We start from the raw sequence: 20,204 nt of genomic DNA, 5'->3' as shown, positions 1-20,204 counted from the left end.
AACAACCTTGGCAGGCCGTTGAGTAGCTGAATGTGGGTCTAAGCCTTGTTGCTCTTCGGCGCAACCCCTGAACCGGCGAAAGGCACAATTGTACGGTGCGACAGTTTGAGCGTGCGGTGGATAAGGGCTGGAAGGGCGACTTTGACCTCATAGCGCCAGAAGCGGCGGAGTTCGTAAGCGAGCGAGCGCTTTTGTGTGTGAATATGCTGGGCGGCATGTGCGCGTTCGCCGTGGAGGTCTGACCCCACACGCAAGGTCGGATTGAGACGATCTTCCTGGACGACAAGCGCGGGAACGAGCTGGCGTATGGTCAAATTGGTGGTGTCAGGCAGGTCGCGCCAAATCACCCGGTCAACGATGGTGTGATGCAGTGTGTGGTTGGCAAGGTAGCGCTCGGCGGCTTTGCGGGTGAGGACATAGCCTGCCGCCCCCCACGTAAAGTGCTGCATGTCATGCAGAGTGTATCCGCCGAGGGAGCCAACTGGCGTAACAGAAATCTGGCTTTTGGGGTCGAGGAAGGTTTCCAAGCGCAGCAGATCGCAAGGTAGGCCATGGGCGTCGATATGCTCGAACAGCGCGCTCAGCTGCGGCGCTAGAATGGCGTCGTCTTCGAAAATGGCGGCGACAGGGGCGTCGGACGCGAGAAAGGCGCGCATGGCCCGGAAGTGGCTTGAGGTGCAGGCCAATTCAACGCGCAACATGGGCTCAAACAGATGGGGTGCGCAATATTTTGCGTCCAGTTCTGGAGTGATGTCGTCAAGCGTGAAGGCGGAGATGCGGGTTGCGTTGATCTTTAGATCAGCAAAACGTTTTTCCATCGCCTCGCGCCGGTCGGTGCGGCGGTCGAGGTTAATGTAGTAGCTCAGCATGTGCCCCCCGGCAGTTTTTAGTCGTTCTTTTGGCGCGCCAAAAGCGCATCCGGTTCCACAAAGGCACGACGTGTTTTACCCCAGAGACGTCGCCAGAATTTAATGAGGTTGATCTGCGCATCGCTGAGCCAGAAGTAAGCGATCGCGTGCGGCACTGCGAGGTGACGCGGCTTCATGCCCATCTTGCCGTTACCAACTTGAACATCGCCTTGATAAGGCGTGCCAAAGAAGCGATCTTCTTGGATAGCGAGCGCCGGCACCAGTTGCATGGCACGAAACATGGTACCGGGTTTACGGAATGGGAAGTACAGCACAAAGTCATAAGGGCGCGATAGCGCCGATCGCTCTGCCAAAATTGCCTTGGCGGCATCGCGATTGACGATGTAGGCCGCGGTCCCTGCACAGCGACTGGCGATTTCGTGGGCCTCGAACGCGCCTAATTGGAGCGGTTTTGTGCTGAAGAAGTGCTGCGGGTCCAAATAGGTTTCAAGTCGCAGTATGTCGAAACCGGAGAGGGGCGTTTGCAGCAGATCGGCGACTGCGTTTGAGAGCAACACGTCATCTTCGAGGATGAGCGCGTAGGTGTCATTGGTCGCCAAAAACGCTTCCAGCGCGCGATGGTGGCTGAGCGCGCAGGCCAGCTCGGTGATGCGCACATGCTCGACATTGGCCAAATTTGTATGGCTGATAACCAGGTCGTGCGCGATGTTAGCGGGCGTAACCGCTTGGATGCGAGTGCCTGTTAGGCAAAGAGCGGCAAGTTTGCGCTCCATAGCCTCGCGCCGGTCGCTACGGTGGTCGAGGTTAATGTAGTAGATTTTCACACGAACACTGCCAGTATCTGATCGGAAATGCAGGCTCCAACGAACGACTTGCTGTAGGCCGGAGAGCTAGACACAGCTTTTATCCTGCTCAGAGACACAAAAAAAGCCCCGGTGGTGAGACCGGGGCTTTGTCACATTATGGCGTGAAGACTTAGTCTTCGAGCTTGCTGACGTCGCGGACGGCGCCGGTGGAGGCGGAGGTGACGAGCATGGCGTAAGCCTTGAGGGCTGTCGTGACCTTGCGCTTGCGCTTTTCAGCTGGCTTCCAGCCGAGCTTGTCCTGTTCGACGCGGCGGGCAGCCATTTCGGCATCGTTGACCAACACGTTGACGGTGCGGTTCGGGATGTCGATTTCGATGATGTCGCCTTCGCGCACCAAGCCGATAGCGCCGCCTTCGGCCGCTTCCGGCGAGGCGTGGCCGATGGAAAGGCCTGAGGTGCCGCCCGAGAAGCGACCGTCGGTCAGCAGAGCACAGGATTTGCCCAAGCCCTTGGACTTGAGGTAGCTCGTTGGGTAGAGCATTTCCTGCATGCCCGGACCGCCACGTGGGCCTTCGTAGCGGATGACGAGGACGTCGCCAGGCTTGATCTCGTTGGACAGAATGGCCTTAACGGTCGCGTCTTGGCTTTCAAAGACACGGGCTGGGCCGCTGAATTTCAGGATCGACTCGTCAACGCCTGCGGTTTTGACGATGCAGCCGTCGAGAGCGATATTGCCCTTGAGAACCGCCAGACCACCATCCTTGGAGAAGGGGGTTTCGGCTGAACGGATGACGCCGTTCTGACGGTCGAGGTCGAGGTCGTTCCAGCGGTTGGACTGGGAGAAGGCCTGTGTGGTGCGGACGCCGCCCGGCGCTGCCTTGAAGAACTCGCGTACTTCTTCGGAATTGGTACGGGAGATGTCCCACTTGTCGAGCGCATGCGCCATGGATGGGGCGTGGATGGTCGGCTCGTCGCGGTTGATCAGACCCGCGCGGTCGAGCTGGCCCAGGATGGCCATGATGCCGCCTGCACGGTGAACGTCTTCCATATGGACGTCGTTCTTGGCTGGAGCGACCTTGGACAGAACTGGAACGCGGCGGGAGAGCGCGTCGATATCGTCCATGGTGAAATCGACGCCGCCTTCGTGGGCAGCGGCAAGAATGTGCAGAACCGTGTTGGTCGAGCCGCCCATAGCAATGTCGAGCGCCATGGCGTTTTCAAACGCCGCCTTGGTGGCGATGGAGCGCGGAAGAACGCTTTCGTCTTCCTGCTCGTAATAGCGACGGCAGAGATCAACAACGACGTGACCGGCCTGCTCAAAGAGGCGCTGGCGATCGGAGTGGGTGGCAAGGGTCGAGCCATTGCCCGGCAGGGATAGGCCGAGGGCTTCGGTGAGGCAGTTCATCGAATTGGCGGTGAACATGCCCGAGCACGAGCCACAGGTTGGGCAGGCGTTCTGCTCTACGAGTTCGACTTCTTCGTCGGTGTAATTGTCGTCAGCCGCCATAACCATGGCGTCGACGAGATCGAGCGCCTGCAACTGACCCTTGATCATGGCCTTGCCAGCTTCCATCGGGCCGCCGGAGACGAAGACCACAGGAATGTTGAGACGCATCGCAGCGTTCAGCATGCCGGGGGTGATCTTATCGCAGTTGGAAATGCAGACCATGGCGTCGGCGCAGTGGGCGTTGACCATGTACTCGACCGAGTCAGCGATGATGTCGCGACTTGGAAGCGAATAGAGCATGCCGTCGTGGCCCATGGCGATGCCATCGTCCACGGCAATAGTGTTGAATTCCTTGGCGACGCCGCCAGCCTTCTCGATCTCGCGCGCGACGAGCTGGCCGAGGTCCTTAAGGTGTACGTGGCCAGGCACGAACTGGGTGAAGGAGTTGACGACCGCGATGATCGGCTTGCCGAAGTCACCGTCTTTCATACCGGTGGCGCGCCAGAGGCCGCGCGCGCCGGCCATGTTACGGCCATGGGTACTGGTACGGGAACGATAGGCAGGCATTTGGCACATCCTCGAACAGGGAAGCCGGTTGGGGCCGGTTTGATATCTCCCCTGTCAATAAACCCATTAGCGGCGGCGGACAACTAGAAACCGTACCGATGGGTACGGTTGCGGCGCAGATTTTTGTCTTGGGTTTCTTGCTAGCTTGCTTGGTGGAAAACCATAGACTGTCAGGCGTTTGCGCTGCGGCTTAGGCGTCTGTTGGGGTTTTGGAGCTGGTGTGCGCTTTGGCGGCAGGGATTTTCGTCACCAGCAATTGGTTGAGCCGCATCTTGTCTGCGTCCACGACTTCAAAGCGGTAGCCTTCGGCCTCAACGCGATCCCCCTTGCGGGCGGCGCGGCGCAGGCGATGGACGACGAAGCCGCCGATGGTTTCAAACGAGCCTTCAAAGCCGATGTGATGTAGGCTCAGCGCCGACATAACGTCAACAATTGGAGTGACGCCATCGACCAGCCAAGACTGGTCATCGCGTTGCATGATTTGGCGTTCTTCAAAGGGATTGGCGAGACCCAAAACCAGAGGGGCCATGAGGTCTTTGAAGGTCACGATGCCGACAACATTGGCGTATTCGGAAACCACCAACGCCACGCCGGTGTCCTGTGCCTGGAATTCGGCCAGAACTTCCCAGACGTTGAGACTGTCTGGGACGGAGGCCATTTCGCGGCGGATTTTCTTGAGTTCGAGCTCGCTGGCGGTATCGAAAGCGTCGGCAAGGACGTCTTCGGCACGCACGCTGCCAATGACATTGTCGAGACCACCATCGCATAGTGGATAGCGCGAAAACGGATGGTACTTGACCTTCTCGCGCTGCGTCTCGCGGCTGTCGTTGATGTCGAGAAAGACGATGTCGTCACGCACGGTCATGACTGAGGTGACGGAGCGCAGCTCTAGGGCCAGAACATTGTTGATGAGCTGATGCTCACGCTTCATCAAAGCGCCCGAGGCTTCGCCACCGGCTAGGATCATGCGGAAATCTTCGGTCGTGATCTCGTCACTGCGATCAGGCTCGATGCGCAGCAAAGAAATGATCCATTCCGAAATGCTCGAAAACACCATGACGATGGGGCGCAGGAGGCGGATTTGCATTTCGACAAAGCCGACGACCAAAAGCGCTGAGCGCTCGGGGATCATCATGGCGACACGGCGCGGCACGAGATCGCCGAACATGACGAAGGCCGAGGTGATGATAATAAAGGCGACGATGTCAGCGGTGATGGTGGCGACGTCGGTGGGCAGGACTGTGCTCAAACCCGAGGCGATGAGAGGGCCGAGGGCGCCAGAGCCGACGATACCGGCAAGGATGGAGACAGCGTTGGTGCTGATCTGGAGCGCCGTGATCACTGTTCCGGATTTGGCTCGTAAGTTAATAAAGCGAAGGGCGCGCTTATCGCCAGCCTCGGCTAGGGCGCGGATGCGGATCTCACGGGCGGCAGCAAAGGCAATTTCCGACAGAGCGATGTAGACGCTGATAGCAATGAGCAGAAGGATAAGGATTAGGCCGAAAATTAAGCTCATTGCGTCTCGCTGGATCGGAAAAGGATTGGCGTCACAGTGCCAGTGCCAGTGCGTGTGCGGCGGAAGGCGCCTCAAATGATAGAAATACTCTTACACGCGCTTGGTTGCACATAGCGAGGCATTCCGCACAGACAGCGTAATGAAAGCGCGATTAGAAGCGATAGCGGATGCCGACGACAGCAGCGTTTGAGCCATCGAGATGGGCGATCGTGCCAAAGCCTCCAGAGCGGTGGTGGATCCGCCCAAAAACTTCAATCTCGGGCGCGTTGTCGTGGGAGACGGCAATCTCGGGGGACAGGTAGTAGAGGAAATAGGGCGAGGCGCTATTCTCGCGCGCCCGGACGGCTTCTACCCCAATTGGATCAGTGACGACCGAAAAGCCTGCGGTCAGCGATGGCGTAATGTTGAGGGGACCAACTTCGAAGGTCGTGAGGCGCGCAACACCACCGGCCCAGATTTCTCCGGATGTGCTTTCGCCAGTTCTGAGGGCAGCGCCAACTTCGACGCCGAGGCCGAAACTGCCATAAGAATAAAAGAAGTTTTGGTAGCCCGCGCCAATCGCAACATTGGCTTCATAGGGGCCGTTCCAAAACTCTAAGCTGTCGCTGAAATGGCCCGCGTGCATGACGCCGGCAAAAGCGAAGACTGTTTGATCGGGTACCGGCGAGAGAGCTGCAGTTTCGGCAGCATTGAGCGGCGACGCGGTGATCATAATCACGGCGGTGACGGGCAGGACGGTACGCAGACGCATCATAGCACTTTCTTGCGCCTCGGCTTGGAGCTAACGCGCATTGCTTCAGTTCATCAATTCATTGGCGGTCGTTGGGAGAACGACACCGGATCAATGAACAGCGAAGTCTGAAGTTGCAGTGGACCACGAATGCGTGATCGTTAGGGCGACAGTGCGTGGTAGAGGAAGAGTTAAGCATAGGGCCGAGATTGTATCCGGTCGCCCAGGGGAGACCGGGAACCTCTGTGCTGGCTCCTGCGTATAATTACCTAGTGGTTTCTTAGGTGATTTTCAGAATGACCGAATATGTTCAAGTCAGTGAGACCCGCTTGCCAGCCGGACACGCTGCGTTGCTCCTCTTCGTTCAAGATGGAAATTTGTGCGCGGGCACACTGACCCGCCGACATGATGGGCGGATGGAGCGCAGTGTTTCGCCCCGTCCGGACCCCAATGACTTAATGCGGGTTATTGTGCGGCTGATGGGCGTTAAGCCGGTGCCTGAAACACTTTATGTGGTGCTAGAACGTGGGGCGCACTGGCCCGAGCAATTCCCCAAATTGCGCGTTCACTGAAACCGAAATAGTGGCCACTATTTCTGACGTTCAGCGACAACCATGTAGTTGACGGCCATGTCGCGCGACAGACGCCACTCGCCGCTCAATGGATTGTAGCTGACCCCTGATTGGTCGGTGACATTGAGGCCGTTGCGGCGCAGCTCGGCGATGATTTCCTCGGGCGTAAGGAACTTGTTCCAATCATGGGTGCCGCGCGGCAACCAGCGCAGCACGTATTCTGCGCCAATGACGGCGAGCGCCAGCGCGCGGGCAGTGCGGTTGAGCGTTGCGGTGAACATCAGACCGCCCGGCGCGACGAGATCGGCGCAGCTCTTCATATAGAGCGGGACGTTATCGACGTGCTCGACAACTTCCATATTGAGGACCACGTCATAGCTTTCGCCGGCGGCAACCAGCGCTTCCGATGTGGTCGCGCGGTAATCGATGTCGAGGCCGCCTTGCTCGGCGTGGATCTTGGCGATGGCAATGTTGCGCTCGGCCGCGTCGACCCCGGTTACGGTGGCGCCGAGCCGAGTGAGCGGTTCGCACAACAGGCCGCCACCACAGCCGACATCGAGAATGCGGATGCCTTCAAACGGACGGATGGAATTTGCATCGCGGCCAAAGCGGGCGACCAGCTTGTCGCGAATATAGGAGAGGCGCACAGGATTGAATTTGTGCAGCGGCTTAAACTTGCCCGTTGGGTCCCACCATTCTTCCGCCATGGCCGTGAATTTTGCGATTTCAGCATCGTTGACGGTGGTGTTGGTCATATCGGGCACTCCATTACAGCACCTATGCAACAGAGAGGGCCGTGTGGGCAAGGTGAAGCAGTACGGACACTCAGCCTCGGCTTTGGGTAGGGCCTGGGTCTTTCCCATTGATCCGCAGCGTAGTTTGTGGCATTTCCGGGCCAATCATTAAGCGTACCGCCGGGTTCGGCGGATGACCGGGGAAGCAATTGGCCCGCATCGTCGTTAAATTTGGTGGCACCTCCGTCGCGACCGTAGAACGCATCCGTAACGCCGCACTGCATGTGAAGCGTGAAGTGGAAGCAGGGAACGAAGTCGCTGTTGTCGTGTCCGCTATGTCTGGCAAGACCAATGAATTGGTCGGCTGGGTGAATGAAGCCTCAAAATTCCATGACGCGCGTGAATACGACGCTGTTGTGGCGTCTGGTGAGCAGGTGACCGCTGGCCTGATGGCTGTCGTGCTTTCGGAAATGGGTATTCAGTCGCGCTCTTACGCCGGCTGGCAGGTGCCAATCCGCACCGATGATTCCCATGCCGCTGCGCGTATCGTCGAAATCGACCCGACAGAGCTCAACGAGCGCATGTCCAGTGGCTGGGTTCCGGTCATTACCGGCTTCCAGGGCATCTCGCCCCATAACCGCATCACCACGCTTGGCCGCGGTGGCTCGGACACATCGGCAGTGGCCGTTGCCGCCGCTGTTGGCGCCGACCGTTGCGATATCTACACCGACGTTGACGGTGTTTACACGACCGATCCGCGCATCGTGCCAAAGGCGCAGCGCCTGACCAAAATTTCTTTTGAAGAAATGCTGGAGATGGCTTCGCTCGGCGCCAAGGTGCTGATGATCCGTTCGGTTGAAATGGCGATGGCGCATAAGGTGCGCCTGACCGTTCGTTCTAGTTTTGATGACCCGAATGCGCCCCAGATCGCGCCTGACGGTTCTGTCGGTGTACCCGGCACGCTCGTATGCGATGAGGATGAGATCATGGAAAAGCAGATCGTTTCGGGCGTGACGCTCGCTAAGGCAGAAGCCAAGATCACGCTGCGCAAGGTCAAGGACAACCCAGGCGTTGCCGCTTCGATCTTTGGCACGCTGGCCGACGAAGGCATTATCGTCGACATGATCGTGCAGAACATCGCCGATGATGGCGCGACCACCGACATCACCTTCACCGTTCCTGACAGCGAATATGATAAGGCTGTTAAGGCGCTGGAAAATAACGGCGGTCGCTTTGAATATGACCGTCTCTCTGGCTCGAAGGGCGGCGCAAAGGTCTCGGTCGTGGGCGTAGGCATGCGTAGCCACGCAGGCGTTGCATCCTCCATGTTTAAGGCTCTTGCTGACAAGGGCATCAACATCCAGCTGATCACCACTTCAGAAATCAAGACTTCGGTTCTGATCGATGAAGAGTATGCCGAGCTTGCGGTTCGCGCTCTGCACACATATTACGGTTTGGACAAGAAGGAAGCCTGATCGCTTTGTCCTGAAGCTTCGGGCTCCTCCATGCAGGGGGGTAGCCCGGGGCTATCCAGGTGAGGCAATGGTTACGATCTCAAGCAGCGCACGTGGGCTGCTGCGGCAGTTGCGCGAAACAATGGCGGAGCCGCTGGCTTCGCAAGATCGCTTAGACAAAATCGTATCCCTCATCGCCGACAATATGCAGGCCGACGTCTGCTCATTTTACGTTTTGCGCGACGACGGCGCGCTCGAACTTTTCGCCACCCATGGCCTGAAAGCCGAATCGGTCCACATGACCACGCTTCGGCTCGGCGAAGGCCTTGTTGGCCTGATCGCTGCGGAAGCTGTTCCGCTGAGCCTAGAAGACGCCCCCAGCCATCCCTCTTTCGCGTACCGTCCGGAAACGGGCGAAGAACGCTATAGCTCGTTTCTTGGGGTGCCGGTGTTGCGCTCGGGCCAGACGCTGGGCGTCTTGGTTGTGCAAAACGCCAATCACCGCCACTACGGGGAAGATGAAATCGAGGCGATGCTGACCACTGCCACGATTTTGGCCGAGATGGTGGCTACCTCCGATTTCGACAATCTGATCAAGCCTGGATCGGATATCGATCTGCGGCGGCCACGTATGTTTTCTGGTGTCAGTCTTTCCGACGGTATCGCTTTAGGGACTGTGGTGCTCCACGATCCGCGCGTCGTCGTGAGCAATTTTATTGCTGAAGACACCGAGGTGGAAAAGGCGCGTCTGGACGCGGCGCTGGCCAGCATGCGCGTGTCTATCGACGCCATGCTCGACCGGGGCGATATGCTCACCGGGTCGGATCATCGCGAAATTCTCGAAACCTACCGCATGTTCGCCAACGACCGTGGTTGGGTGAACCGGATGACCGAGGCCATCGACAATGGTCTTTCTGCGGAAGCGGCGGTGGAGCGGGTTCAGAATGACACCCGCGCGCGCATGATGCGCCAGACCGACCCCTATATTCGTGATCGTCTGCATGATCTCGATGATCTGGCGAACCGGTTGTTGCGGGTGCTAACCAATTCGGGCCTCCATGCGCAGCGTGACTTGCCGGACAATGCCGTGCTCGTGGCGCGCAATATGGGTCCGGCCGAACTCTTGGAATATGACCGCAACAAGCTGCGCGGCATTGTTCTCGAAGAAGGCGGCGCGACAGCGCACGTCGCCATCGTGGCGCGCTCGCTCGGGATCGTGGCTGTCGGCCAGGCGGAATCCATCGCCTCGATGTGCGAAACCGGCGACGACATCATTATAGATGGTCCCGCTGGGCAGGTGCATTTGCGCCCCACGCCCGAAGTTGAGCAGACCTATATCGACAAGGTCCGGGTTTCGGCGCGGCGTCGCGCGCACTATGCGGCTCTGCGCAACAAGGCCAGTGTGACCAAGGACGGGGTGGAAATCACCCTGCTGCACAATTCGGGGCTGGTGGCTGATCTGCCGATGCTCGACGACACGGGAGCCAGTGGCGTTGGTCTCTTCCGGACCGAGCTGCAGTTTATGATTGCGAGCCGCTTGCCGCGTTTGTCTGAGCAAATTGAGCTTTACGCAGAGGCCATGGCCATTGCGGGCGAGCGACCCATCGTATTCCGCCTGCTCGACATCGGTGGCGACAAGGTCGTGCCCTATCTACGCTCAAGCGTGGAAGAGAACCCGGCCATGGGCTATCGCTCCATTCGATTGGGGCTGGATCGTCCAGGATTGTTGCGCACGCAAGTTCGCGCGCTGTTGCAGGCGGCCAATGGGCGGCCACTCAAAATCCTTGTGCCAATGGTGACAGAGACGTTTGAGTTTTTGCAGACCAAGCGGGTGATCGCCAAGGAAATCGACCGCGTAAAGCGGGCCGGTATTCCGGTGTCGACACAGATCGAAGTGGGCGCGATGGTGGAAGTGCCATCGCTGCTGTTCGAACTTGACCAGCTGTTGCCGGAAGCCGATTTCGTCTCCATTGGTTCGAACGATCTGGTGCAGTTCCTGACCGCAGCGGACCGCGCCAACCCGCGTGTCTCGAAGGCTTACGATCCAATTGCGCTGCCGCGATTGCGCGCTATTCGCCTTGTGGTGGAAGCGGGTAAGCGTCATGGCAAGCCGGTGACTATGTGTGGGGAGTTGGCGGGCAAGCCGATTGAAGCGCTGGCCTTGATGGCGGTCGGGATGGATCGTTTGTCGATGGGCCCGGCCTCGATCGGGCCGATCAAAGAGATGATCCTCAATCTGGATCTCAAGCCTATTCAGGACGAGATCGCAGAGGCGCTCAGTGTCGGTGCGAACGGGCTGACCGTGCGTCAGCTTTTGACCGCCTGGGTCGAGAGACAAAACATCCCAGTGGGCTAAGTCTGGACGGATCGGGGCGGGCAGGGTGTGCGTTTCCTTGCCACATTTGCGCTTGGCTCTTGCCGAAAACCCCATTCAACAGGTACGGCAGGGCACCAATGATTGTCTGCACCGACCATACGGAAGACCTTGCCCATGCCATCTTTGCCCCAGGATAAGCTCGACGTTCTGGAAACGCGGTTTCAATATATTGAAGCTGCGCTCTCCGGAGGAGCGAGCCCTGACGAGTTGGCTAAGCTCTCGAAAGAGCACTTCGATCTCGCGCCCATCGTTGGCGAGATCACGGCTTATAAAAAAGCGCTGCGCGACCGAGCCGAAGCTCAAACGCTGCTGAAAAGCGGCGACAAGGAAATGGCCGAAATGGCGGAGATGGAAATCTCCGAGCTGGACGAAAAGATCGAAGCCTATGAGCAGTCGATCCGTATCCTGCTGCTGCCCAAGGACGAGGCCGACGAAAAGTCGATTATTCTGGAAATCCGTGGCGGTACGGGTGGCGACGAAGCTGCCCTCTTCGCGGGTGACCTTTTCCGCATGTATGAGCGCTATGCCGCGAATCGAGGCTGGAAAGTCACGGTGATGGAAGAAAGCCCCGGCGAAATGGGCGGCTTTAAAGAAATCATCGCCAATGTTTCGGGCAAAGGCGCCTATGCGCGCATGAAGTATGAGTCCGGCGTGCACCGCGTTCAACGTGTGCCGGCGACCGAAGGTTCGGGCCGCATCCACACGTCGGCGGCGACAGTTGCGGTGCTGCCTGAAGTGGAAGACATCGATATTGAAATCCGCAATGAGGATATTCGTATCGACACCATGCGCGCCTCGGGCGCGGGTGGTCAGCACGTGAATACGACCGACTCGGCGGTGCGTATTACCCATATTCCAAGCGGGCTGGTGGTGACGTCAGCGATGAAATCGCAGCACCAGAACCGCGCGCAGGCGATGATTGTTCTGCGCTCGCGCCTTTATGAAATGCAGCGCGAAGAGCGCGACAGCGCCCGTTCGGCAGAGCGTAAGGGGCAGGTGGGGTCGGGCGATCGTTCCGAGCGTATCCGCACCTACAACTTCCCCCAGGGGCGCGTGACCGATCACCGGATCAATCTGACGCTTTATAAGCTCGACAAGGTGATCTCCGGGGAAGCTGTGGATGAGCTGATCGATGCGCTGATCACCGAAAATCAGGCGGCACAGCTGGCGGCTATGGAGCAGTCGAACTGACAGCGCCGCTTTCCATCGGCGCTGTTTGGCGCGCTTGTCGTGACGTACTGGCCAAGCATGATGTGGCCACAGCAACGCTCGACGCCAAATTGCTTGTGGGGCACGCGCTGGGGCTTGATGCGCTCGGGCTGATGACGCGCGAGATGGACGGTGTCAGCGAGGCGCAGCGCGAGGCGATTAACGCGACGATCTCACGTCGCCTGACCGGGGAATCTGTTGCGCGGATTATTGGCTATCGCGAGTTTTACGGGCTCAATTTCAAGCTGAGCGCGGCCACGCTTGAGCCGCGCCCGGACACTGAACTGCTTGTCGATCTGGCGATCAAAGCGTTGCCGAAGGGCGGGCGTTTGCTCGATTTGGGGACTGGCACGGGCTGCATTCCAATCTCCATTCTCGCCAATCGCCCAGACGGGCGTGGACATGCCTCCGACATCAATCCTGAGGCCTTGGCGATGGCGCAAGAGAATGCGCGTGCCAATGGCGTTTCGGAGCGGCTGAGCTTTTCGGCCGGGAGTTGGTTTGAGGCGCTTGAGGGGCTGGATCGCGCGGCGCGATTTGACCTCATTGTTTCCAATCCGCCCTATATTGTGAGCGAAGTTATCAACACGCTGGCGGACGAAGTGAAGAATTTTGACCCGATGTTAGCGCTCGATGGGGGCCCTGATGGTGTTGCGCCTTATCGTATTCTTGCGGCGCAGGCGGGCGGTTATCTGAAGGCAGATGGTGTGATTCTGGTCGAGATCGGCTACGACCAAGCCAATGAAGTGTCCGCACTTTTTGCCAATGCAGGGTTCTCTCAGGTGCGGGTCCACAAGGACTATGGTGGGCTGGATCGTGTTGTGGAAGCGCATCATAAAGCCTGAACAAGCAGGCGCTTTGGGCATGAGATGCGATTTTCTGCTGGCCAAAGCGCCGGGAACCGGATAGTTTGAGCGTGCTGTCAATGGCGCATCATGGGCGCCGCAGCGATCTCAAAAGTTCCAAAACGCGAAGCTGTCTTAAGACAGCGCGGCTCTGGTGATCAGAGCGACGCGAGGGAGTTTTACGGATTTCCGTTGGATCGTTGCCGAAAGCGCCCGGTCTTCATGAAGCCAGTTTTGATCCCGTTCGGTGCGCTATTTGTCACCGTGGGGTAGGGGCCAGAGCGGTTAGCCAATCCGCCCCATGATGTGACGCTTAACTTTTAGAGTTAGACATAGCGACCCGATGAGACCTAACAACCAGAACAACAAGAACCGGCAGCGTGGCCGTAACGGCGGACGCAAGCACGTTAATCCGCTCTCGCGCAATTACGAAAGCACCGGTCCGGACGTTAAGGTGCGCGGTAACGCCGCCCATATCGCCGAAAAGTATCTGCAGTTGGCCCGCGATGCGCAGTCCTCCGGTGACTCCGTCATGGCTGAAAATTATCTGCAGCATGCTGAGCACTATTTCCGCATCGTTTCTTCTGCACAGCAGGCCCTGCAGGGCACGCGTGACGGGCAGAACGGCGACTATAACGACTACGACGATGACGTCAGCGAATTGAATTCGCGCTTCGCCTCGCCGCAGCCGGTTCAGCCCGTGCATCAGCCAGAAAGCGAAGCTGAAGCTGTTGCTGACACCTCGAGCGAACAGCCTCGTGGCGACGCTGGTTCTGCACCCGCGGAAGCGGCGGCAGCTCCAGTTGAGCAGGACGGGGAAGCCGCACAGCGCAAGCCGCGTGAGCGTCGCCCACGTCGCCGTCGTCCGGTTGCCGGTGAAGGTGATGCTGCGCCGAAGGATGCAGGCGTTGCCGATGGTAGTGAACTGCCAGCCTTTCTGACTGGCGCACCAGCCAGCGCTGAATAAGCTCCGGCTCTCAGCAGAATAGAGTTTTGAAATGCCGGGCCGATGGTCCGGCATTTTTCGTTTGGTGCGCGCCTGGCTCAATATCAGTGGTTTGATGGTTGGCTAAAAATATTGCGTATCAGTCCCTTTTGATCGGATCAAAACACCCTACATCTCCATTCGAAGGGTGCGCCGCGTATGGGCATCCAACAAAACGACGCTTCCTCCGTAGCTGCGGTGCCAATTGGGCCGGGGTGCGGGTGAGAACAGGAGAGTTGAATGAATATTGAAAAATATACCGAGCGTGCGCGCGGCTTCATTCAGAGTGCGCAGACTGGCGCGCTGGGCATGGGCCATCAGCAGTTTTCGCCGCTCCACCTGCTCAAAGTTCTGCTCGATGATGACCAGGGCATGGCCAATGGCCTGATCGAACGCGCCGGGGGCAACCCTAAGCAAGCGCGCGCAGGCGTTGAAGCTGCTCTTAAAAAGATCCCGGTCGTTTCGGGCGACAATGGTCAGCTCTACATGGGCCGCGAACTGGCGCGCGTCTTTGAAACCGCCGAGCAGGCGGCGACCAAGGCTGGCGATAGTTTCGTCACCGTGGAACGACTGCTGTTGGCACTGGTGATCGAAAAAGACACCGATGCGGGCAAGGTGCTGTCGGCTGCCGGCGTCACCGCTGCTGGCATGAACCAAGCTATCGAAGACATTCGCAAGGGTCGCACGGCAGACAGCGCTTCGGCTGAAAACGCCTATGATGCGCTTAAGAAATATGCGCGCGATCTGACCGCCGATGTGCGCGAAGGCAAGCTCGATCCGGTCATCGGTCGTGACGAAGAAATTCGCCGCACCATCCAAGTGCTGAGCCGTCGCACCAAGAACAATCCGGTGCTGATTGGTGAGCCTGGCGTGGGTAAAACCGCGATCGCCGAAGGCTTGGCTATTCGCATCGTCAATGGCGACGTGCCCGAAAGCCTCAAGAACAAGAGCCTTCTGGCGTTGGACATGGGCTCGTTGATCGCGGGCGCGAAATATCGTGGTGAGTTTGAAGAGCGCCTCAAAGGCGTGCTCAACGAAGTGACCGCGGCTGATGGACAGATCATTTTGTTCATCGACGAAATGCACACGCTCGTCGGAGCGGGTAAGGGCGAGGGGGCAATGGATGCGTCCAACTTGCTCAAGCCAGCCTTGGCGCGCGGTGAGCTGCATTGCGTTGGCGCGACGACGCTCGACGAATACCGCAAGCACGTGGAAAAAGACCCCGCGCTCGCCCGTCGTTTCCAGCCCGTGTTCGTCTCCGAGCCGACGGTGGAAGATACGATTTCGATCCTGCGCGGGCTCAAGGAGAAATACGAGCTGCATCACGGTATCCGCATTTCGGACTCGGCTCTTGTGAGCGCGGCAACGCTCTCGAACCGCTATATCACCGACCGCTTTCTGCCCGATAAGGCCATCGATCTGATGGACGAGGCGGCAGCGCGCTTGCGTATGGCTGTCGATAGCAAGCCGGAAGCGCTCGATGAGCTGGATCGCAAGATCATGCAGCTCAAGATTGAACGCGAAGCGCTCAAAAAGGAAACCGATGACGGCTCGAAGACCCGCCTTGTGCGGCTTGAGCAGGATTTGGCCGGGCTCGAAGAAGAAGCGCAAACGCTGTCGGCCAAATGGCTGGCGGAAAAAGAGCGTTTGCAGGGGTCGACCAAGCTCAAGGAAGCGCTCGATACCGCACGCGGTCAGCTGGAAATTGCTCAGCGACAGGGCGATCTCGCCAAAGCGGGCGAGCTTGCCTATGGCGTTATTCCGGATCTCGAAAAGCGCCTTGGCGCTGCCGAAGCTGGCGATGGCGGCGCTGCGCCCTTGATGGCGAAGGAAACCGTGGACGCGAGCGACATTGCTGGCGTGGTGAGCCGCTGGACCGGCATTCCTGTTGATCGCATGCTCGAGGGCGAAAAGGAAAAACTGCTGCACATGGAGGCCTCGCTGGGTGGACGTGTGATCGGGCAGGCCGAAGCTGTGCGGGCGGTTTCCAAAGCCGTGCGGCGGTCGCGCGCCGGTCTGCAGGATCCACACCGTCCAATTGGCTCGTTCATGTTCCTCGGGCCAACCGGCGTGGGCAAGACCGAGCTGACCAAAGCTTTGGCGCAATTCCTCTTCGACGATGAGACGGCAATGGTCCGCCTCGATATGTCGGAGTTCATGGAAAAGCACTCTGTCGCTCGTCTGATCGGCGCGCCTCCGGGCTATGTCGGTTACGATGAAGGCGGCGTGCTCACCGAAGCTGTGCGGCGTCGGCCCTATCAGGTGATCCTTTTCGACGAAATCGAAAAGGCGCATCCCGATGTCTTCAACGTGCTGTTGCAGGTGCTCGACGATGGGCGTTTGACCGATGGCCAGGGGCGCACGGTTGATTTCCGCAATACGGTGATCATTCTGACCTCCAATATTGGGGCTGAGTTCCTGGTTGAACTGAAGGACGGCGAGTCTGTCGAATTGGCGCGGGGCAAGGTTCTGGACATGGTGAAGTCTGCCTTCCGTCCAGAATTCCTCAACCGCATCGACGAGATTTTGCTGTTCCATCGCCTTGGTCGTGAGCACATGGGCGCGATTGTCGACATTCAGTTCGGACGCTTGGAAAAGCTTCTTACTGATCGCGACATTACCCTCGAGCTGACCGATGCCGCTCGGACGTGGTTGGCGAACGAAGGGTATGACCCTGCCTATGGTGCGCGTCCACTCAAGCGCGTCATTCAGCGTGCGGTTCAGGATGAACTGGCTGACGCCATTCTCACTGGAGCCGTCAGCGACGGGGCGCGCGTGTTGATTGACGCGAACCACACCGGCATTGTCATCACCCCCAATGGGGGTTCGGTGCACTAAAACGCCGATCGAGTGACCATAAAAGGCCAGTCCGCAGGGGCTGGCCTTTTTTCTGTCTTGCGCTACCGCACACTTCCGCCCGACATGGGCTTGAGAGTGGGAGGCGAGAATGCCGGACAAAATCACCTATATCGAATTTCCAAGCGCCGACCGCGATGCGAGCGGGGCGTTCTTTGAACAGGCGTTTGGATGGGGGCGGATCAGCTATGGCCCTGCTTACGAAGGGCTTGATCAGGCTGGGATCGACACTGGGATCGATGCTTCGAGTGATCGCGTTTCAGCGCCGCTGGCAATTGTTCAAACCGACGATCTGGATGCCGCTCAGGCGCGCGTTCTGGCAGCGGGTGGTGTTATCACCAGACCGCAGTTTGATTTTCCAGGCGGGCGACGGTTTCATTTTCGGGAGCCGGGCGGCTGCGAATTGGCGGTGTTCGTTGAGCGCCTCTAACCGGCGCTCAACACCAAAGACTATTGGGCTTGCGCCACTGACACGGCAGCTGGTTCGCGCAGCATCAGCTCATTGATCTGAGCGATGGTCTGCTCAAAGTCCGACTTGTTGCGTTCTGGCAGAACATTATCCTTAGGCAGTTTCACGCTCAGAGGATCGACAAGATTGCCGTTGATCGAGATTTCGTAGTGCAGGTGGGGCCCAGTCGACTGACCGGTTGAGCCAACATAGCCAATGACCTGCCCCTGACGCACCTTGCTGCCGGCACTAAGCCCATCGACAAAGCGCGAAAGGTGGCCGTAAGCGGTCTCATAGCCGTTAACGTGCTGAATTTCGATCTTATTGCCATAGCCGGACTGCCATTTGTAATAGGTGATGACGCCATCGCCACCGGCATAAATTGGCGTACCCGTCCGCGCGGCGAGGTCAACGCCGGTATGCAGACGGCGGGTCTTAAAGATCGGGTGGATGCGATAGCCAAAGCGCGAACGTAGCGTGCCGCCGCCTTCGAGCGGACGGCGATTGAGGAAGCGCTTACCCGTTTCGCCATTGGGATCGTAGAAATCATTGGCGCCTTCTGGCGAGGTGAAGCGATAGAACTCGCGCTTGCTGCCCCCCAAATTCAGCGCCACATACAGCAGCTCTGGCTTGGTTTCGGCGGTTTCCCCGGTTTTGAGGATTTCAATCGTATCGCCGGCCGTGATGCGACGGGTCATATCGATATCATAGGCATACATGCCGATGATGCGTTCGATGGTTTCGTCGTCCAAATCGTGTTTGCGGCCGGTTTCCCAAATAGAGCGATAAACGGTGGGCAGATTGCCCACGTTGATCTGTTCGACGTCTTCCTTGGGGAACTCCACCCAGTCAGGCTGCAGGCCGACCACATATTTTCCATTGTCCGACAGCGCCACGGTGGCGACGTGTCGGTCGCCCGGCGCACCATCCGGCATGTAGATGGACATGCGATAGGGCACGAGGCTGGAAGCTTCGTTTGACAATGGGCCATAAAGAATGCGCAGACGAATGCCTGCCGGAAGGCCACCGGAGGGAATGAGATTGGCGACAGTTTGCTCAACCATGGCCACTTGGCTGCGGGTGAAACCATTACGCACGAGAGTGTCTGCCAATGGACCCACAGCGCGCACCGTCAAGAAACGCTCGGTGCGGCCAGCTTCGCTGTCGCTGCCCAGCGTAGTCTTGGGCACAGCGGTGACGTTTTCGGCAATGCCGGTTACGATGTTTTCGGAGGTCGCGCCGGGCGTTGCCAAGCTCTGCACCGATGGGGCGATGGAGGCATAGGCGAGGGCGGGGACAAAGTCGTCGCCGCTGACGCTCAACTGGGTGATGCCGCGCACGAAATCGGCGGCCAGTTCATCGCTGATGGCGGGTGCGGGGACCAGATTGTCGGGTAGGGCGGCCTGTTGGACCGCGACTTCGCCTTCAATATCGGTGCCGTAGATGTCCTTAGCCAAATCGAGAACGGCGGTCTGCAGGGGCTGGGTCTTATTGAGAATAGCCACTGGATCATAATCGGGGACACCGGCAGACAGCTGCGTGGCTGTCGTGGCCAGGGTCGCGCGAATGCGAATGAACGGCTGATTGCGGATCACCTCACGGCCGTCCACCACTTGGCGGGTAGAGGCTTCAATGACTTCTTTATCCGAACGCGTCGCAGCCACGGGGCGCTGACGGGAGGTTTTGGAAACGAAATCGGTCGCAACCGGCTGATTAATGCGCGGTGCCGCGAGTTTCAGCGCGGCATAGGCCGTCGAGAATGTATCTTGTCCTTGGAAGGAGACGAACAAAGCCGCACCCATGACGAGGACGCTGGTCAGGCCAGTCAGCACTGTGCCGCTCAGCCAGGCAAAGCTGAGTTCACGTCCTTGCGGAATGTCGCCGTCGGTCGATTGTACCGTTAAGGCCGGGCTGTCTTCAAAGCCAGCGGAGCGGAGAAGCGAAACCTGACGTCGTCTTTGCGCTGCGTTCAACGCACCATCCTTAGTTTATTCAAACGCGTGGGGAGAGCCGCGCCCAATGAGCCGGCATTTGCATTCCCTAACGCGCGTTAACCTAGTCAGAGCTGGCCCTGAGATCAATGCTTGAGCACTCATCATGTCTAAATGCGGCCAAACTAGGAGTATTTCACCCCGGAAAGCGCCTGCGCAGTGGTGATTGCGGCGGTCTCAAAGAAAAATTAACCATAAGGTCTTGCGTGCCGCGCGGAATCTCCTATTTATCCCTCATAGCCGCGAGCCCTTATGCGCCGCGGGTTTGACGGGAGTAATCCACAACGGGTTCTCACGGCGGTGATTTTTCTGCCGAAATTTCCGTAGACCCTGTTGACGGGGAAAGGGGCTGCCCCTATAACCCGGTCATCGCTGCAGAGCACAGCGCCTTCCGGCACTGAGTTCTAGCGGCACAGATATCTGAAAGATCAGGCAGTTTAGCCGGTAACGGCGCAAAAAGCTTTGTCTCTAAGAACTCCGGAAGTTTTGCTTCCAAAATGACGTGTCCGGTTTGTAGCCGATGGGTCAGCTCTTTGACATTGTGAAGATTGAAGAAAGAGAAACGTGGACGGCGAGGTTCTTGCGAACGGAAGCTGGGGTTTACTCCGGTGGAAGTTATACAAGACTTCGATGGGTGCACGTTTCTAGAGGTACACTCTTTTAGCGCTTTTTAGCGCAATTTGATGTGTGTCCTCGTCAAAACGCAAACGTGCATCTAGCGACAATAGTCATGATTAAACTTGAGAGTTTGATCCTGGCTCAGAACGAACGCTGGCGGCAGGCTTAACACATGCAAGT

Annotated in this window: 15 protein-coding genes and 1 rRNA gene; 9 read left to right on the top strand and 7 right to left on the bottom strand. The window is 58.3% G+C overall.

What is annotated here, in order from left to right:
- Positions 1-38: 38 nt before the first annotated feature.
- The 5 genes from HKD40_RS09310 to HKD40_RS09290 form a co-directional block, all read right to left on the bottom strand.
- Positions 39-869 (bottom strand): glycosyltransferase family 25 protein, encoded by an 831-nt coding sequence (locus tag HKD40_RS09310; protein ID WP_169195473.1) that lies wholly within the window; start codon positions 867-869, stop codon positions 39-41.
- 17 nt (positions 870-886) lie between these two features.
- Entirely contained in the window at positions 887-1,693 is an 807-nt protein-coding gene (locus HKD40_RS09305) for a glycosyltransferase family 25 protein (RefSeq protein WP_169195472.1), read from the bottom strand.
- 151 nt (positions 1,694-1,844) lie between these two features.
- Entirely contained in the window at positions 1,845-3,689 is a 1,845-nt protein-coding gene (gene ilvD, locus HKD40_RS09300) for a dihydroxy-acid dehydratase (RefSeq protein WP_169195471.1), read from the bottom strand.
- Positions 3,690-3,879: 190 nt separating this feature from the next.
- Positions 3,880-5,205, bottom strand: coding sequence for a hemolysin family protein (locus HKD40_RS09295; RefSeq protein ID WP_169195470.1), 1,326 nt, complete (start codon positions 5,203-5,205; stop codon positions 3,880-3,882).
- Between the two features lie 151 nt (positions 5,206-5,356).
- The gene (locus HKD40_RS09290) at positions 5,357-5,959 is read right to left on the bottom strand and encodes a hypothetical protein (protein ID WP_169195469.1); all 603 of its coding nucleotides are present in this window, start codon (positions 5,957-5,959) and stop codon (positions 5,357-5,359) included.
- Positions 5,960-6,231: 272 nt separating this feature from the next.
- Here HKD40_RS09290 and HKD40_RS09285 point away from each other — a divergent pair, with 272 nt between their 5' ends.
- Positions 6,232-6,507 carry a hypothetical protein gene (locus HKD40_RS09285; RefSeq protein WP_169195468.1) on the top strand — a complete coding sequence of 92 codons (276 nt, stop codon included), beginning with the start codon at positions 6,232-6,234 and terminating at the stop codon, positions 6,505-6,507.
- Between the two features lie 17 nt (positions 6,508-6,524).
- On the opposite strand, the gene ubiG is transcribed toward HKD40_RS09285, so the two are convergent.
- Positions 6,525-7,262 (bottom strand): bifunctional 2-polyprenyl-6-hydroxyphenol methylase/3-demethylubiquinol 3-O-methyltransferase UbiG, encoded by a 738-nt coding sequence (gene ubiG, locus HKD40_RS09280; RefSeq protein WP_182394414.1) that lies wholly within the window; start codon positions 7,260-7,262, stop codon positions 6,525-6,527.
- 188 nt (positions 7,263-7,450) lie between these two features.
- On the opposite strand from ubiG, the gene HKD40_RS09275 reads away from it, so the two are divergent.
- The 7 genes from HKD40_RS09275 (at position 7,451) to HKD40_RS09245 (ending at position 17,397) form a co-directional block, all read left to right on the top strand.
- Complete coding sequence (locus tag HKD40_RS09275; protein WP_169195466.1) at positions 7,451-8,716, top strand: aspartate kinase; 1,266 nt, start codon at positions 7,451-7,453, stop codon at positions 8,714-8,716.
- A gap of 67 nt (positions 8,717-8,783) precedes the next feature.
- A complete protein-coding gene (ptsP, locus tag HKD40_RS09270; RefSeq protein ID WP_169195465.1) occupies positions 8,784-11,051 on the top strand; it encodes a phosphoenolpyruvate--protein phosphotransferase in 2,268 nt (755 codons plus the stop codon).
- 135 nt (positions 11,052-11,186) lie between these two features.
- On the top strand, positions 11,187-12,263 hold the full coding sequence (gene prfA / locus HKD40_RS09265) for a peptide chain release factor 1 (RefSeq protein WP_169195464.1): 1,077 nt from the start codon (positions 11,187-11,189) through the stop codon (positions 12,261-12,263).
- Positions 12,260-13,126 (top strand): peptide chain release factor N(5)-glutamine methyltransferase, encoded by an 867-nt coding sequence (gene prmC / locus HKD40_RS09260; RefSeq protein ID WP_282567843.1) that lies wholly within the window; start codon positions 12,260-12,262, stop codon positions 13,124-13,126. The genes prfA and prmC overlap by 4 nt, the downstream gene beginning before the upstream one ends.
- A 343-nt stretch (positions 13,127-13,469) precedes the next feature.
- Complete coding sequence (locus HKD40_RS09255; protein ID WP_169195462.1) at positions 13,470-14,093, top strand: DUF4167 domain-containing protein; 624 nt, start codon at positions 13,470-13,472, stop codon at positions 14,091-14,093.
- A 258-nt stretch (positions 14,094-14,351) separates the two neighbouring features.
- Positions 14,352-16,949 (top strand): ATP-dependent chaperone ClpB, encoded by a 2,598-nt coding sequence (gene clpB, locus HKD40_RS09250; protein WP_169195461.1) that lies wholly within the window; start codon positions 14,352-14,354, stop codon positions 16,947-16,949.
- Between the two features lie 109 nt (positions 16,950-17,058).
- Positions 17,059-17,397: a VOC family protein gene (locus tag HKD40_RS09245; RefSeq protein WP_169195460.1), complete on the top strand. Its 339-nt coding sequence runs from the start codon at positions 17,059-17,061 to the stop codon at positions 17,395-17,397.
- A gap of 20 nt (positions 17,398-17,417) precedes the next feature.
- On the opposite strand, the gene HKD40_RS09240 is transcribed toward HKD40_RS09245, so the two are convergent.
- Positions 17,418-19,388 (bottom strand): M23 family metallopeptidase, encoded by a 1,971-nt coding sequence (locus tag HKD40_RS09240; RefSeq protein ID WP_169195459.1) that lies wholly within the window; start codon positions 19,386-19,388, stop codon positions 17,418-17,420.
- Positions 19,389-20,142: 754 nt separating this feature from the next.
- Here HKD40_RS09240 and HKD40_RS09235 point away from each other — a divergent pair.
- Positions 20,143-20,204, top strand: a 16S ribosomal RNA gene (locus HKD40_RS09235); the annotation flags it as partial.

It is taken from the genome of Devosia sp. MC1541 (assembly GCF_012847305.1).
GTDB lineage: Bacteria > Pseudomonadota > Alphaproteobacteria > Rhizobiales > Devosiaceae > Devosia.
This window is presented reverse-complemented; position numbering and strand designations above follow the sequence as displayed.